13 protein-coding genes and 1 pseudogene are annotated in these 15,841 nt (G+C 60.7%); 6 read left to right on the top strand and 8 right to left on the bottom strand.

The genetic code is table 11. From position 1 onward, the window contains the following. Positions 1-135: 135 nt before the first annotated feature. From HGB41_RS21300 to HGB41_RS21275, 6 genes and pseudogenes are all read right to left on the bottom strand, one after another. Positions 136-642, bottom strand: coding sequence for a hypothetical protein (locus HGB41_RS21300; protein ID WP_171088270.1), 507 nt, complete (start codon positions 640-642; stop codon positions 136-138). Continuing rightward, the gene (locus HGB41_RS21295; RefSeq protein ID WP_171088268.1) at positions 639-2,783 is read right to left on the bottom strand and encodes a site-specific integrase; all 2,145 of its coding nucleotides are present in this window, start codon (positions 2,781-2,783) and stop codon (positions 639-641) included. The genes HGB41_RS21300 and HGB41_RS21295 overlap by 4 nt, the downstream gene beginning before the upstream one ends. 14 nt (positions 2,784-2,797) lie before the next feature. After that, on the bottom strand, positions 2,798-4,906 hold the full coding sequence (locus HGB41_RS21290) for a hypothetical protein (RefSeq protein ID WP_171088266.1): 2,109 nt from the start codon (positions 4,904-4,906) through the stop codon (positions 2,798-2,800). Continuing rightward, the gene (locus tag HGB41_RS21285; RefSeq protein ID WP_171088265.1) at positions 4,903-6,318 is read right to left on the bottom strand and encodes a site-specific integrase; all 1,416 of its coding nucleotides are present in this window, start codon (positions 6,316-6,318) and stop codon (positions 4,903-4,905) included. The genes HGB41_RS21290 and HGB41_RS21285 overlap by 4 nt, the downstream gene beginning before the upstream one ends. A gap of 129 nt (positions 6,319-6,447) precedes the next feature. Next, positions 6,448-7,062, bottom strand: a pseudogene (locus HGB41_RS21280) (aminotransferase class I/II-fold pyridoxal phosphate-dependent enzyme); the annotation flags it as partial. Positions 7,063-7,088: 26 nt separating this feature from the next. Then, positions 7,089-7,556 (bottom strand): putative toxin-antitoxin system toxin component, PIN family, encoded by a 468-nt coding sequence (locus tag HGB41_RS21275; protein ID WP_171088260.1) that lies wholly within the window; start codon positions 7,554-7,556, stop codon positions 7,089-7,091. Between the two features lie 47 nt (positions 7,557-7,603). Between HGB41_RS21275 and yaaA the strand changes: the two genes are divergently transcribed. Continuing rightward, positions 7,604-8,371 carry a peroxide stress protein YaaA gene (yaaA, locus tag HGB41_RS21270; RefSeq protein WP_171088258.1) on the top strand — a complete coding sequence of 256 codons (768 nt, stop codon included), beginning with the start codon at positions 7,604-7,606 and terminating at the stop codon, positions 8,369-8,371. A gap of 50 nt (positions 8,372-8,421) precedes the next feature. Here yaaA and HGB41_RS21265 read toward each other — a convergent pair whose 3' ends face one another. Then, positions 8,422-9,258, bottom strand: coding sequence for an outer membrane protein assembly factor BamD (locus HGB41_RS21265; protein ID WP_171088257.1), 837 nt, complete (start codon positions 9,256-9,258; stop codon positions 8,422-8,424). Between the two features lie 97 nt (positions 9,259-9,355). Here HGB41_RS21265 and HGB41_RS21260 point away from each other — a divergent pair, with 97 nt between their 5' ends. Further along, positions 9,356-10,384, top strand: coding sequence for an RluA family pseudouridine synthase (locus HGB41_RS21260; protein WP_171088255.1), 1,029 nt, complete (start codon positions 9,356-9,358; stop codon positions 10,382-10,384). Continuing rightward, positions 10,384-11,169 carry a peptidoglycan editing factor PgeF gene (pgeF, locus tag HGB41_RS21255; RefSeq protein ID WP_171088253.1) on the top strand — a complete coding sequence of 262 codons (786 nt, stop codon included), beginning with the start codon at positions 10,384-10,386 and terminating at the stop codon, positions 11,167-11,169. Before HGB41_RS21260 ends, pgeF begins: the two co-directional genes overlap by 1 nt. Before the next feature lie 17 nt (positions 11,170-11,186). Here pgeF and HGB41_RS21250 read toward each other — a convergent pair whose 3' ends face one another. After that, a complete protein-coding gene (locus HGB41_RS21250; RefSeq protein WP_171088067.1) occupies positions 11,187-11,495 on the bottom strand; it encodes a hypothetical protein in 309 nt (102 codons plus the stop codon). A gap of 52 nt (positions 11,496-11,547) precedes the next feature. Between HGB41_RS21250 and phaC the strand changes: the two genes are divergently transcribed. From phaC to rimO, 3 genes are all read left to right on the top strand, one after another. Beyond that, the gene (phaC, locus tag HGB41_RS21245) at positions 11,548-13,302 is read left to right on the top strand and encodes a class I poly(R)-hydroxyalkanoic acid synthase (protein WP_171088251.1); all 1,755 of its coding nucleotides are present in this window, start codon (positions 11,548-11,550) and stop codon (positions 13,300-13,302) included. A 363-nt stretch (positions 13,303-13,665) separates the two neighbouring features. Further along, positions 13,666-14,232 (top strand): polyhydroxyalkanoate synthesis repressor PhaR, encoded by a 567-nt coding sequence (gene phaR / locus HGB41_RS21240; protein ID WP_171088249.1) that lies wholly within the window; start codon positions 13,666-13,668, stop codon positions 14,230-14,232. 121 nt (positions 14,233-14,353) lie between these two features. Continuing rightward, positions 14,354-15,820 carry a 30S ribosomal protein S12 methylthiotransferase RimO gene (gene rimO, locus HGB41_RS21235; protein ID WP_171088248.1) on the top strand — a complete coding sequence of 489 codons (1,467 nt, stop codon included), beginning with the start codon at positions 14,354-14,356 and terminating at the stop codon, positions 15,818-15,820. The last annotated feature ends 21 nt before the right edge of the window (positions 15,821-15,841 follow it).

Raw genomic sequence — 15,841 nt, 5'->3', positions numbered from 1 at the left:
TGAGCCTACGCTTACGATTGCACGGCAATCGATTCCTGTCGCGTCTCGCTCACGAATGCTTTTTTTTGACAACTCGGCGCTTGGGACATGGGGCGATGCGAGACAGCACCTCGGGGATGACGGATTGGCGTGGCATTATTTTTTCCTTTTCGGGAATGCCGTAACTTTGCTGCCGGCTTCGGCGCGCAACTGTTCGCACAGGATGTCGTACTTGTCGGTTATTTCGGCCAGAGACTTCAGTGTCTCTTCAAGCTGTACCTTGGCATCATGCAGATCTAGCTCCGTTGCAATATGGGTATCCTGCAAGGCAAGGAATAGATTGCGCCAATCCTCAGAGCGCTCGGCGAACGTACGCTGCACGCGTTTGCGCCCGACGACTTCTGTTTTCTTGAGCGATTCGACCCAGGCTTTCACAACCTTCCCCAGCTCCTTCTGCTTCGGGGAGAACAACGTGGTTAACGAAATTTTGGCGCGCCGAGCCACCTCGTTCATGCTGACTGCCCCCCCGTTTTCAGGATAGATGCCCTGGTTGTCCAACATCTCCTTCTCGATGGTCCTCATCGCCTCGCGGACACTGGCTTCCACCCCCGCGGTCCGTGCCTCGCCTCGCCGTCGCGCTGCCTCCTTTTGTACGGCGCTCATGTGCCAGCCTCAAGGATTGATCGCACTTCGGGTCTGTCACGCCACTGTGCGCCGATGTCGTCGTAGCGTTTCAGTTCCTGTTCCAATTGCTTCTTGTCACGCTGCAATGGCAGCCAGTTGTTGTCGGCGACATTCTGTTGCGCGTGCTGCACCAGGATCGGTATGACCCGCTCTGTATCGCGCCTGCCGGTCTTGTCCTCGATGCGGTTGCGGCACTCTGTCTGGCAGTTGCTGGCGACAATTGCCCCCTTTTTTTTACTGCACAGGCCTACCTCGCCCGCCACCTTGGTGCAGACGACATATGCACTGATGAGGCGGGCACTCTCCCCGTTGTTGGTCAGCAGAACAGACAGTTCGCGGGCAGTATCGACGCCCCAATCCTCGCCAGTGCGATGTAGTTCTACTTCATAGGCTCGCACAGCATCCGAGAGTACTGGCGCTCCGCCACCGCCGTGGCCGCCATAGGGCAGGTGGTTCACATCGAGCATGGCCGCGCGCATGTCCTCAATTAGCGCCTCGCCACGCAGGATCCGAAGTTCGCGCGTGACGTCATCAACCTCCTTGGCAAAGGCCGGATCGGCTTGCATGTAGCCCAGCGTCGTGGTTATATCCTCGTGCCCCAGCAGCAACATCAGCACCTTCTGACTGCCATCGATGGCCAGGCCTGCGAGCCGCGCCAGCGTTCCACGAAAGCGGTGCGGGTGCAGGTTTTTGCCGCCGGGCTTGTCGGTCAAGTCGATGCGCCGGGCGAGCACTTGAAGACTTTCGCCAAAGTTTTCAAGTCTTTCTGTCGCATGTGAGCTAGGACTTGCGCCAAGGGACGCCCACAGGTGAGTGCTATCCCCAATGAAATCGCCCATTTCCCCCCGAGCCTCGATGATCCGCGCCAGGCGCTCGCTGAGGTTAACGAGCTTCACTTGCTGCGCGAACACATCAACTAGGATTTCGGGTATCGGCCATTCCCGTTCACGCCCGGCGAGGGCGCGCGAAGGCTTGTACGTTTTTCCGTTGGCGTAGGGCTGGCCATCCTGCGCGAATTCGATGCAATCGCGCGGCAGCGCTGCAACCTCTCCAACACGTGCGGCCATGACAAGCAGTACTATCCAGAGGTGTGCGCTCTGCAGGGTGGCCGCCAAAGCTTGTACACGGCTCCAATGCCTCGGGGGCCACGGGAAGCGGTCGGGTTCCGTGGGGTACTTGCGATTTCGCTTTCCCAATTTATTGGCATGCCGTTGATTGAAGGGCGGCCCTATAATGACCTGACCGTTCCGGTCACGCCAGACGTTGGCGCCGAAGTAGCGAACGATGCATGCAGTGATGCTTGTACCAGACTGGGTTTTGCCTGGCTCGAGCAGTGTAGGCAGCGTATCGAGTAAATGGACCAGGTTAGGGCCTAGGTCTCTGATCAGCCACAACACCCGCGGTCCCATCGCTGCGAGGTAATCATCCGGGATTGCCGGAAATGGCACTGATTTTCGTTGAGGCTGTTTCTGAGGCCGTGCCCCGCGCACCGTCGTTGTCTTTCCCTTGAATTCCCGGGCCGCAGGCACATCCGGCCAGAGATGCAGCTCGTGCAACTGCGTAAGCCGCTTCAGCTCGGCGCCGAAAAGTTTGTCCGACCACCATTCTCGAACCTCATCCGCCGTTAAGGCAGCCGCGAAACCTGTGCTGGATTTGCCTGGACATTCCAGTCGTCGCATCACCCCACGTGCAACCAGCATGGGAAGAGGCGAGTACAGTCCTACCGCGATTGTGCTCGCGCTCAACGGCTTTAGTTTTGCCCGCGTTCCCATACCCGCCGGCCCCATGCGCATCAGCAATGCCAGGCGGGTCAACCACAGCACCCCTTCATCCAGAAGCGCGTCCAATGCAGGGGAGGACGGCAATTTATCTGGTAGAGACGCGGCAATCCGCCGACGCAGATCAATGCAACGGTAGCTCCTATTTATATGCGCAATGATTGCCTCAGGCGCCTTCCAGAAGCCATATGTCCCGCCGTGCCCTAGGACAGACTGGCAGCGTCGGGCGCTTTCAGGATCGAGGTGCTGCAGGTTTTCTAAAGGGAATAGCGCTTGAGCCTGCGCGCTGGCGTTGTCCTGGTGAAGTGATGTCGTCAATGAAGATTTTTCGGGTACGGTCATACCAACTCCCTCAGCTAGGGTGAGGAAGCCAAGGGCACACCCGGCACGTAGTGCTCGCCAGCGGCAATCGCACGCGCCCATTTCTGGCGTTTGGTTAGGCTTCGGTTCAGGTCGAATTTGCGCAGGGCCATGAGATTATTCTTGAGCTCAATGTCATACCGGTCTTCGGCCCATGTTCCGATGGGCAGGAAACCCTGTAGCGCTCGCAGTTCCTCCACGCGCATGGCGATGCCATCCAGCGATTCCGGTAGCAGCACTGCGTTTTCCGGGCACAACATGCAGCGCTGCACATCACAAGCTTCGTCGGCGGTAGCCTTGATGTGAGATGGGGGATGGAGGGCGTCCTTGCATGCTACATTCATACGGCTCTTTGGAAGGGTGCGCGACTGAACAAGAAGATCTTCTTGTTCAGGGCTCAGTTCGCCGTGCCGATACAAGTAAGCGAGGATGGCTAGGTCGATTCGGCCCGCGTCCAGCTCTCCCTCCAGAATGTTGAGGAAGCGGCGCGCGGCGTCGCTTGCCTCCTGATTAAGAATGTTGGAATCCACATAACCGATGGAAGTACGCAGTCTCGAATGGCCAAGTGCTTTTTTCACCTGAAGAATGTTGCCGTTGCTGGCCCGGTATACATAGTCAGCAAACCACACCCGAAAATCTTTCGCCCTTACACGCGGAACAGGCGCAAGAGGTGTAAGTAGCGTCTCCTTATGCTTGACCCGTTGTTCGTTGGTGGCGACCCTTTGCGCGTTGAGCAAGTGAACAACTTCGTCCACATAAGTTACCGCCGCCCCATTAACACAATATAACCGTCTTGGGGCTGAGTTGGAAATCCACGCAATGTTTCCACCGTTGACGACATGCAGCCATACGCTGCGGCAGCCCTGCTCGATAGACTTCACTTCTGCAAACTGCGCAGCGCGCTCTGAATACCCCGCACCTTCACGTTCCATTTTCTCGTATTTGAGCTTTTCCTGGATAAGTTGCTGATTGAGTAATTCGCGTAGCGGTGCGACACGCTCCAGATAGGTCTTGATTAGGTGGCCAGGGCCATCTTGGGTCTTCCATTGACCCGTAACGACTTGTTCCTTTCCGCCTGCGCGTTCTTTTTCCCCGATCAGTTCGTACGTTTGCGGGCTAAGTACGAAACGCCGATGGGAATCATTCGGATCATCTTTGAAGTGGTCAAACAGAAACTTCTTGGTGGCATCCAGGGCGATGAGCGTAGACGGATTCCAGCCGGTGTTCACGAGGCACAAATACCATACCGCATCTGCATCCCGCCCGCTTGGGAAGATGGATTCCCGCAAGGGGCCCATATATATTCCCCTGTAATTAAGGGTCGATTGAGGAACACCATCGCGCAACTCATTAGGCGTCGGTAGCACCTTGCCAGTTTTGTTCTGGATGTTGCGCATGTAATGTACGTGTCGATACAGATTTGCTTCTTCCGGGTCTTCCGGCTCCACGGCAATTTGACTGAGCCGATCAGACTTCGCCCACCTTTCCAGCACATTTCGGCAGGAACGTTTAAGTGCGATGCGAAGGGCTTTTCGCTGCTCTTCCGGTGGGATGTGCTTTTGGACGCCAACGTCTTCGGGCGATTCCCAATACATTTGGCGAGTCCCCAATGCCCTAAGGGTAGCGTTTGCAAGGGTGCAAAATTTGCTAAAGTTTGTACGGTGCATGCCGCTGCGATGGGCATATTCGCTATGAACCTGGGTCAGCAGCCGCACATCATCGACCCGTGTCATGGGCTGACCGGCAGTCGCTGCAGCCGCCTCCACCGCATCAAGGATACGCCACCAGTCTCGTAGCGTATTTAGATAGGAGTGAACAGTCGCTTTCCCTGCATACAAAACAGCTTCTTCAATGGCCGGAGCCAGTTGAAGGATGAGCCTTGGGCGAGCGCTGAATGCAATGAATCTGCTATCACCTCCTGTTTGACTTGCTCCTCTTTGTCCATTGGCGAGAGGGTGCAAGTTGACTTCAATAGGGTCCTTCTCATGTTGTGTCCAGAACAGAAGTGGATCGCCGGATTGAGGAGCGTCGACTTCGACCGGCGCCGCTGGCATGACGCCGGCGCGCTCCTTCAGGTGGTCCTTGTTGTATTCGCGGATATTCACTTGTTATCCTCTTCGGCAATGTTTTCGTTGTCAATGTCCTCTTCGCTCAGTTGCTGCATATAGTTCTCAACGAAATTCATGTTCAGACCCAGCCGGTCCGATACCCATTGCAGGTAAATCATGGTTGTCTCGCGGGACACGTGCCTGAGTTGGGGCTTGATCGTTAGCTGGATGAACCCCTCAATGTCGAGAGCCAGTATTTTTAGTACGGAGGGGTCAACCTTGTTTTTAATGGCCTGATCAACTAATGCTTGTTGCTGGGTCAGGTGTTTCCACAGCACGCGGCACGCCCAGAAGTCGCGCGCCAGATGAGGTGACCAGCCACGTGGACACCGAGCACTATTGCGGGTCCAGAAATCATAGATGTTCTGCCCGGTGTAGCGCTCGCCCGTGGCTGGATTAAGGAACAAGTGGACCGCGTTCTCTCGCAAGGCTTGTGCCTCACGAACGTTCGTTGCCTTGCGCAGTGCAACTGTCAGTGCCTTCGGCCGAACTTTCTGACGGTACTCGTGGAGCTTGAGCGCCATCGGCATCGGGAGGAGAATTTGGTCCTCCGGGCCTATCTTGTCACCATGGTCTTCGCCGTAGTCGTGTCCCTTGGTATCGTAGCGCAGCAAGACTACTACGGCCTGATTGTCGATGGGCGCTTTCTGATTGACGACATGCCACTCGCACGGGTCAAGCGGCAAGGTGTCGATGCGCCACGCCGCCGCCTCCGCGCGGCGCACTGCAGTTTCAAGAATTAGTTCCGCAATCAGGCCCTCGACCGTGCATGTTTTGCGCACTCGCATCAGCCACGCGCCGATTTCGATTTCATCTGGAAACCCAAGCCGACGTTTGCTTTCTCTGACTTTCCCCCGTCGGGCTTCCACTATTTTGGTCGTCCTGGCGCCACTGCTGTGAGGGCTATCGACGACAAGGGTCCGTCGCACCTTGGGGATGTGAAATGGTTCGCGCAGACCTTTATCAACAGCCCACTGTAAAAACATGCACGCAACATCAACACGCGCGTTGACTGTTCTGGCCTTTAGTCCGACGTTGTCCCGCGACCAACTGCCCGTGCTCATCTCCCCTTGATAGCTCTGGATTAAGTCGATTTTGTAATCAGCCTTGAGGGGATCTTTGCCACGGACGTGGCAGTACTCCAGGTAGTTCTTCAGCCAATGCGCATAGTTGTGCATGGTGCGCTCAGTCGGCGGAATAGTAGATGCATGCTCAGCACCGCGCGTCCCTACACTCCACTCACCCAAACCGATGTCAATCAGAAATTGGTTGGCGATCCGGTGATAGCCGGCTCGGTTATCCATGATGAATGGAAGAGCGGCGACCCGCCCAAAACCTTTTTTTTCCAGAAATTCCTTAGTGCCATAGGCCACCCGATAGGGGAAGGCATCTCTGCGCTTCGGAATCATATAGGCTCACTTTTCGGTTGACGTAATCACACAATGTGCGTCTTCTATTGTGTGATCCGTCGCTTCCATATAAGTTCATACTAGACGAAATTTTTTATTAATCCAGTGTTAATTAGCCTTCCCTATAACGTAGACCTCGTCCGACAGCACCAGGATGTCGGTGCCTTTGACGATGCCGGCCAGCGCTTCCAGGTCGGCGGCGCGCAGGATCGAGCCGGTGGGGTTGTGCGGCGAGTTGATGACCACCATGCGCGTACGCGGCGTGACGCTTGCCGCCACCGCGTCCCAGGGCACGCTGTAGCCGCCTTCGCCGAGGCGCATCGCCACCGGCCTTGGGACGCCGCCGGCCAGCGCGATCGCCGGCAGGTAGCAGTCATAGGCCGGTTCGATCACGATCACTTCGTCGCCCGGGTGCACGCTGCACAGGATCGCGGTCTGGATCGCCTGCGAGGCGCCGGTGGTCACGGTGATCTCGCTCGCCACGTCGTAGTGGCGGCCGTACAAGGCTTCGATCTTGGCGGCGATCGCTTCGCGCAGCGCGGGCACGCCGGCCACGAAGGGATACTGGTTGTGGCCCGCGCGCATCGCTTCGCTCACGAGGTCGACCAGCCTGGGGTCGCAGTCGAAGTCGGGGAAACCCTGTCCGAGGTTGACGGCCTTGTTCTCAAGGGCAAGCTGGGACATCTGGGTGAAAACGGTGGTGCCGACCTGGGGCAGGCGTGTGCGCAATACGGGAGTGGTCATGGCAGGTCGTAATGAAGGCAATGCGCTTATTCTAGCGCGGCACTGCTTTCTTCACTCAGCCGGGCCTTGAGCCAGGCTTCGGGCAGCATGATCCGGAACATGCCCTCGCGCGTGGTGCGCCGGTTCAGCTTGAGCAGGGCCTTGTCCTTGGTGATCAGGACCCCGGCGCCGGCGTCGCGCGCGAGTTCCAGGAATTTCTGGTCGTCGCGGTCGGTGCAGACCGGGAGCCGCACGTGCTTCGCGTCAGGCGCGACCACCTGCAGCAGGGTATCGAAACGCGCGGCCGCTTCCAGGCGGCTGGCTTCATCCAGCGGCAGGTGAGGATAGCGCAGCACCGCCAGGTATTCGTCGCGGCAGTCGACCCGCGTCACTGCCACGATGGCGCCCGATTCCAGCGCTGACAACAGCTCGGCCCAGCGCGGATCGCGGAACACGAACAGGTCGAGGCAGACATTGGTGTCGATGACGATGGGTTTGCTTGGAACGGGTATCATGGCGGAAATATTTTCTTCGAAATTACTGTGTAAAGCTGTTTGAAACAATGCTGATAGTCCTGTCGCCCGCAAAATCCCTCGACCTCGATTCCCTACCGACCACCAGGAAGCACTCCAGCCCGGAATTCATCCCCCAGGCCGCCGAGCTGATCGAGGTGCTGCGCGCCTATTCGCCCGGCCAGGTCTCGGAACTGATGGACCTGTCCGACAACCTGGCGATGCTGAACGTCTCGCGCTACGCCCATTGGGGCGAAGACCATGCGAAGGCGCGCCAGGCCATCATGTCCTTCGACGGCGACGTGTACGGCGGGCTTGATGCCCGCACGCTCGCCGCGAAGGAGATCGACTACGCCCAGCGGCACCTGCGGATCCTGTCGGGCCTGTACGGTTTGCTGCGCCCGCTGGACCGCATGCATCCCTACCGGTTGGAAATGGGCACGCGCCTGGCAAATGCGCGCGGCAGCAACCTGTATGCCTTCTGGGGCGACAGCGTGACCGAGGCGCTGAACCGCCAGATCCTGGAGACCAGGGCGAAGGCGCTGGTCAACCTGGCTTCGGAAGAATACTTCAAGTCGGTCAGGCCTAAGCTGCTGGACGTACCGGTGATCACGCCGGTGTTCGAGGACTGGAAGAACGGCAAGTACAAGATCATCTCGTTCTTCGCCAAGCGCGCGCGCGGCCTGATGGCGCGCTATGCGGCGCAGCAGGCCATCAAGGATCCGGAGAAGCTCAAGGGTTTCGATGCGGACGGCTATGCCTATGACGCCGCGGCATCGAGCGAACGCAACTGGGTATTCCGCCGCCGGGCGGAATGAACAAATGGCGCGGTCCGGTTTACTCCGGCCGCGCTCTTCGCAGACCCCTCTTACAGCGCGTCTTTTGGCGACGGCTTCGGTCCCGACTTCGACCAGAACTTCCACCATGGCGCGTCGCCGACCGCGTTCGGGTTCAGGAAGCGGCTGTTCGGGTAGTTGGCCACGAAGACGCGCTGGGCGTCGTCGCGCAGCACCGGCATGCCGAGCTTGTCGTAGGCGCGGATCATGAGGAACAGGGCTTCTTCGCGTGCCGGGGCATCGCTATAGTCCTTCACCGCAGCCTGGGCGCGGTTCAGCGAAGCCAGGTAGGCGCCGCGGCGATAGTAATAATTCGCCACGTGGACTTCGTACTGGGCCATCGCGTTGACCAGGTAGTTCATGCGCGAGATCGCGTCCGGCGCATACTTACTGTTCGGGAACTTGTCGACCAGCACCTTGAAGGCGGCGAAGGCTTCGCGCGTCGCTTTCGGGTCGCGTTCGGTCGGGTCCTGGGAATAGACGAAGCTCAGGAAGCCGAGCTGGTCATTGAAGTTGACCAGGCCGCGCAGGTAGTACATGTAGTCCACTTGCGGATGGTTCGGGTGCAGCTTGATGAAGCGCTCCACCGCGGCCAGCGCCTCGGCCTGGTCCTGTGCCTTGTAGTGGGCGTAGGCGATTTCCATCTGCGCCTGCGCGGCATAGGTGCCGAACGGGTAGTTCGATTCGAGGCGCTCGAACAGCTTGATTGCCGCTTCATAGTGGCCGCCATTCATCTCATCGCGCGCCTCAGCGTATAATTTCTCCGCTGACCAGTTTTTGGTGTCATCGGACCGTTCCGGCAGCATACTGCACGCGGAAAGGCCGACAAAGGCACAAGCGGCAACCAACACAGACAATTTTTTTTGCATAGCTCTTTGCAAGAAAGTTTTACCTAGATTCAACGAACGGCTGATTATAGCCGATGGGACTCACGTGATATTAACTCCTGCGCCGATTTCGGCGGAAATGCCTTTTGACCCTGACCTGGAGGCGCATCTCGATGACGACCTGGAGGGCGGCTTCGACCTCGCCCACCCGGGCATCGATGCGTCGCCGATCACCCTGCACCTGACGCCGGAGGTCTGCGGCCAGCGGCTCGACAAGGTGATCGCAGGCCTGGTGCCGCAATTCTCGCGCGCCCGCCTGCAGCTGTGGTTCGAGGCCGGATTCGTCAAGGTCGACGGCAAGCCAGCGCGCGGCAAGGACACCGCCTACGGCGACGAGCTGGTTGTCATCGAACCGCAGGCCGCGCCGGAAGACACGGCCTTTACGCCGGAACCCATGGAACTGGACATCGTCTACGAAGACGACGACATCCTGGTGGTCAACAAGCCGGCCGGACTGGTCGTGCACCCGGGCGCCGGCAACTGGTCGGGCACGCTGCTCAACGGCCTGCTGCACCATGCCCCGCAGCTGGTGGGCGTGCCGCGTGCCGGCATCGTGCACCGCCTCGACAAGGACACCAGTGGCCTGATGGTGGTCGGCAAGACGCTGGCCGCGCAGACCGACCTGGTGCGCCAGCTGCAGGCGCGCACCGTCAAGCGCGAATACTTTGCGCTGGTCTGGGGCACGCCGCGCCTGCGCGGCACCATCGACGCCGGCATGGGACGCCACCCTAAAGACCGCATCAAGATGGCGGTATCGTCGAGCCCGTTCTCCAAGCCGGCGATCACCCATTACAAGCTGGTGTCGACCGGCACCCTGGACCGCCGCCCGGTATCGCTGGTGCGCTGTAACCTGGAAACCGGCCGCACCCACCAGATCCGCGTGCACATGCAGCACCTCGGCTTTGCGCTGATCGGCGATTCGACCTATGGCAAGCAGCACCTGACCCCGGTCTTCCACCGCCAGGCGCTGCAGGCGCGCCGCCTCGGCCTGGTACACCCGGCCACCGGCGAGCAATGCGAATGGACCGTGCCGTTGGCCGCCGACTTCGCGGAACTGATCGCACGCGCCGGGATTCCCGAGCCGGGCGACGAGAACGCGGAAGACTGATGGCGCCTTTGGACCCTGCAGCACTGGTCTGGCCGGACTGGCCCGACCTGCCGGCTTCGGTCGGCGCGCTTGCCACCGGCCGCGACGGCGGGGTCAGCCTTGGTCCCTACGGTGACGGCAAGGGCGGAGGTGGCCTGAACCTGGGCCTGCATTGCGGGGACGATCCGGAAATGGTGCGCGTCAACCGCGAGCGCCTGCAGGCTTTCTTGCCGGGCCGTCCAGCCTGGGTCGCGCAGGTGCACGGCGCCGATGTGGTCGATGCCGCCACGGTTGGTCCCGGCCAGCCGGTACGCACGGGCGACGCCAGCATCGCCTCAAGCGCTGGAGTCGTATGCGCAGTGATGACTGCCGACTGCCTGCCCGTGCTGTTCGCCGACCTGGAAGGCAGGGTGGTGGGCGCGGCCCATGCCGGCTGGCGCGGACTGGCGGCTGGCGTGCTGGGCGAAACGGTGCGCGCGATGCGCGCGGCGGGTGCCGGCGAGATCACTGCCTGGATGGGGCCGGCGATCGGCCCGACTGCCTTCGAGGTGGGCCAGGATGTGGTTGACGCCTTCGTTGCGGCGCTGCCGGGTCCGGCCACCCTGGCGGCCTTCGCCCGAAAATTTGACCAACCGGCAAAATTTTTGGCCGACATGGGCGCCCTGGCGCGCCTGATGCTGGCGCGAGATGGCATTACACGCATCCACGGCGGCGGCCTGTGCACTGCGACGGCGCCGGAACGCTTTTATTCCTACCGGCGCGACCACGTCACCGGCCGCCAGGCCAGTTTGATCTGGATTAAATAAGGCGACGAGGCGGCGCTTCAGTCGCCGCCACCTCCACCATCGCCTCCGCCATCGGCGTCGCCATCGACTCCGGCCCCAACCCCTCCCTTGCTGGCCTTGAACGGCGGCACCGTTGTCTCGGGCGCGCCCATCGGCACCGAGCCCTCGCCTTGTCCCGCGAGCGCTTCACGGCGCGCGCGTCGCCGTTTTGAACCTGTGAGATAAAAAACAATGGATAATGGCAGTACGCAATAGCAGAGGAAGGTCATGAGCCCGTGCACGATGCTCGGCTCGGTTGCTGCCATCAGGGCGACCACGTATATCCATGCAACTGCGACGATCCACATAATTTGTTCTTTTCATTGACGTAATACGCTGATTCTACCAACGGACGCTCACATGAACATGCCTGATCCCCAAGCTTTCGCCGCCACCTGGATGTCCCAGTTCGCCGACCCGACGGTCTGGCAGGGCTGGATGACCGCGCCACAGGCGATGCCGGCCATGGTGCCGCCAGTCGGCGGCGCCAATCCGCTGGCTGGTCTCCTGAAGGATGTCGGGGCCGGCATCCCGCCGGCGAAGCTGGAAAGCCTCCGTGACGACTACCTGAAAAAAGCCGGGCAACTGTGGCAGGATTTCGTGGTCGGCAAGCAGCCCGAGCTGGGCGACAAGCGCTTCTCGGCCTCGGAATGGAAGGAGAATCCGCTGTCGGCCTTCTCGGCTGCGTCCTACCTGCTCAATTCCCAGTTCATGCTGGCCCTCGCCGATTCCGTCGAGGCAGGCGCGCGCGAACGCCAGAAGATCCGCTTCGCGGTGCAGCAGATGGTCGATGCCATGTCCCCGGCCAATTTCTTCGCCACCAATCCGGAAGCGCAGAAGAAGCTGCTCGAGACCAAGGGCGAAAGCCTGGCCAAGGGCCTGACCAATATGCTGTCCGACATGCAGAAGGGCCGCATCTCGCACACCGACGAATCGGCCTTCGAGGTGGGCCGCAATGTCGGCAATTCGGCGGGCCAGGTGGTGTTCGAGAACGAACTGTTCCAGCTGATCCAGTACACCCCGGCGACCCCGACCGTGAAAGCGGTGCCGCTCTTGATGATCCCGCCGTGCATCAACAAGTTCTACATCCTCGACCTGCAGCCGGAGAACTCGCTGGTGCGCTACGTGGTGGAGCAGGGCAATACGGTGTTCATGGTCTCGTGGCGCAACCCGGACCAGTCGCTGGGGCACACCACCTGGGACGATTTCGTCGAGACTGGCGCCATCAAGGCGATCGAGGTGGTGCGCGAGATCACCGGGCAGGAAAAGACCCATGTGTTCGGCTTCTGCGTCGGCGGCACCATTGCCGCCACCGCACTGGCCGTGCTGGCGGCGCGCGGCCAGCAGCCGGCGGCCAGCGTTTCGCTGCTGACCACGCTGCTCGATTTCAGCGACACCGGTGTGCTCGACGTGTTCGTGGACGAAACCCAGGTGGCCCAGCGAGAGCAGAAGCTGGCCAAGGGCGGCCTGATGCCGGGCCGCGACCTGGCCACCACCTTCTCGGCCCTGCGCCCGAACGACCTGGTGTGGAACTATGTGCAGCAGAACTACCTGAAAGGCAAGGAGCCGCCGGCCTTCGACCTGCTGTACTGGAATGCCGACAGCACCAATTTGCCGGGCCCGATGTTCTGCTGGTACCTGCGCAATACCTACCTGGAAAACAAGCTGCGGGAGCCGGGTGCCGTGACGGTCTGCGGCGTGCCGGTCGACCTGGGTGCGATCGATGCGCCGGTCTTCCTGTATGGCTCGAAGGAAGACCATATCGTGCCGTGGGAAGCGGCGTTTGCCTCGATGGACCTGCTGAACCCGAAGAACGCGAAGGCCAACCGCTACGTGCTGGGCGCCTCGGGACATATCGCGGGCGTGATCAATCCGGCGTCGAAGGGCAAGCGCAGTTATTGGGTGAATGAGAATGGCGGCAAGGGGCGGCCGAAGACGGCCGAGGCGTGGATGGCGGGGGCGCTTGAACACAAAGGGAGCTGGTGGCCGGAGTGGGCGAAGTTTTTGGCGCAGAATGGCGGGGCGGATGTGCCGGCGCCGAGTGCACCGGGGAATGAGCGTTACCAGCCGACCGAGCCGGCGCCTGGGCGTTACGTCAAAGCCAGAGCAGACTGAACTCGTAGCGTGGGCAGATTCTGCCCACGCGTTCAATCCGTGTTCGCTCCGTAGCCCCATATCTCCGGGCACACACTGGTTGAACGCGTGGGCAAGGAACTTGCCCACGCTACGATGTGCGGCAGATCCCGCGTAAACAATTCCCGCCACACTACCCCATCCGCATTGCCAAAACACCCACGAACGTGAGCAGTCTAATAATTGCTGCACCTGCGCGCGGGTCGTGGTATGGTTAGACCCTGATCGTCCCGCAGGGCAATACCGGGTCCGGCGGGATGACGCAGACGCCAGTTTTTTTGGTAACCAATCAAAAAAAATAGCGCGCGGTTCATGCTACCGCAGCGCACAACGACGAGACATGAGATGAGCAGTACGAAAAAGAGTGCAGAACGCCTGATCAAGAAGTATCCGAACCGCCGTCTGTACGACACCCAGACCAGTTCCTACATCACCCTGACCGACGTGAAGCAGCTGGTGCTCGACGCCGACGAGTTTACCGTCGTCGACGCCAAGAGCAACGAAGACCTCACCCGCGCGATCCTGCTCCAGATCATCCTGGAAGAGGAGGCCAACGGCGCCCCGATGTTCTCGAGCGCGGTGCTGTCGCAGATCATCCGCTACTACGGCCATGCCATGCAGGGCATGATGGGCTCCTACCTCGAGAAGAACGTGCAGGCCTTCACCGACATCCAGGACAAGTTCACCAGCAGCGCTGCCGGCGCGGTCGAGGGCAAGCCTTTCAGCCCGGAAATGTGGACCCAGTTCATGAACGTCCAGGGCCCGATGATGCAGGGCATGATGAACAGCTATATCGACCAGTCGAAAAACCTGTTCATTCAGATGCAGGAACAGATGCAAAGCCAGAGCAAGGCCATGTTCGGCGCCTTCCCGTTCCCGGGCATCGTCCCGCCGCCGACGGACAAGAAGTAATTGAGTGACATCGGCCGGCCCGCAACCCTGTTGCGGACGCCGGCAAAACCTCCAGGCTGGTTCGACTGGGCCACCCGCTTCAGGTACAATCGCGGATTGCCCAGAATGTTTGCAACCGCCCATGACTGAACTCCGCCGTAATCCGATCCTCGACTCCGCCACCGCCAACGCGGCCGCCGTGGTTGCTCCCGCCATCGCTCCCGCGCTCGTCATCCCGAGCCCGGCCGCCGGCGTAGCGGCGCCGAAGGTCGGCTTCGTCTCGCTTGGCTGCCCGAAGGCGCTGGTCGATTCCGAGCAAATTCTCACCCAGCTGCGCGCCGAAGGCTACCAGACCGCCAATTCCTATGACGGCGCGGACCTGGTGATCGTCAACACCTGCGGCTTCATCGACGCGGCGGTGCAGGAATCGCTGGATGCGATCGGCGAGGCGCTGGCCGAAAACGGCAAGGTGATCGTCACCGGTTGCCTGGGCGCGAAGAAGGATGCGGACGGAGCAGACATCATCACCAAGGTGCACCCGAAGGTGCTGGCCGTGACCGGCCCGCATGCGGTGACCGAAGTGATGGAATCGGTCCACCTGCACCTGCCGAAACCGCAGCACAATCCTTTCCTCGACCTGGTGCCGGATACCGGCGTCAAGCTGACCCCGAAGCATTACGCCTACCTGAAGATTTCCGAAGGCTGCAACCACCGCTGCAGCTTCTGCATCATCCCGTCGATGCGCGGCGACCTCGTGTCGCGCCCGATCCACGAGGTGCTGCAGGAAGCCGAGAATTTGTTCAAGGCCGGCGTCAAGGAACTGCTGGTGATCTCGCAGGACACCAGCGCCTATGGCGTGGACGTCAAGTTCCGCCTGGGCTTCTGGAAGGGCCGCCCGGTCAAGACTCACATGACCCAGCTGGCCGAAGCCCTGCGCGAGATGGCGCGCGAGCACGGCGCCTGGGTGCGCATGCACTACGTCTACCCGTACCCGCACGTCGACCAGGTGATCCCGTTGATGAGCGACGGCCACCTGCTGCCTTACCTCGACATCCCGATGCAGCACGCCCATCCGGATGTGCTCAAGCGCATGAAGCGCCCGGCCAGCGGCGAGAAGAACCTCGACCGCATCCTGGCCTGGCGCAAGATGAACCCGGACCTGACCATCCGCTCGACTTTCATCGCCGGTTTCCCGGGCGAGACCGACGAGGAATTCGAATACCTGCTGGACTTCCTGCGCGAAGCCCAGATCGACCGCCTGGGCTGCTTCGCCTATTCGCCGGTGGAAGGCGCGACCGCCAACGAGCTGGCCAACCCGGTGCCGGAAGCGGTGCGCGAAGAACGCCGCGCCCGCGTGATGCTGCTGCAGGAAGAAATCTCCCTGAAGCGCATGCAGGCCAAGGTCGGCCGCACCATGCGCGTGCTGGTGGACGAAGTCGGTGCGCGCGAAGCGATTGCGCGCTCTAGCGCGGATGCGCCGGAAATCGACGGCGTGGTCCACATCAAGCGCTCGCTCACCCCGGGCAAGGCCAAGCCGGTCGTCGGCCAGTTCATCGACGTCGTGATCACCCGCGCCGACGCCCACGACCTGTGGGCCAGCGTCGCCTGATCAAGCACTAATCAACCGAAG

It is taken from the genome of Telluria aromaticivorans (genome assembly GCF_013003915.1).
Taxonomy (GTDB): domain Bacteria; phylum Pseudomonadota; class Gammaproteobacteria; order Burkholderiales; family Burkholderiaceae_D; genus Telluria; species Telluria aromaticivorans.
The sequence above is the reverse complement of the archived record's forward strand: the minus strand, read 5'-3'. Positions and strand labels throughout refer to the sequence as shown.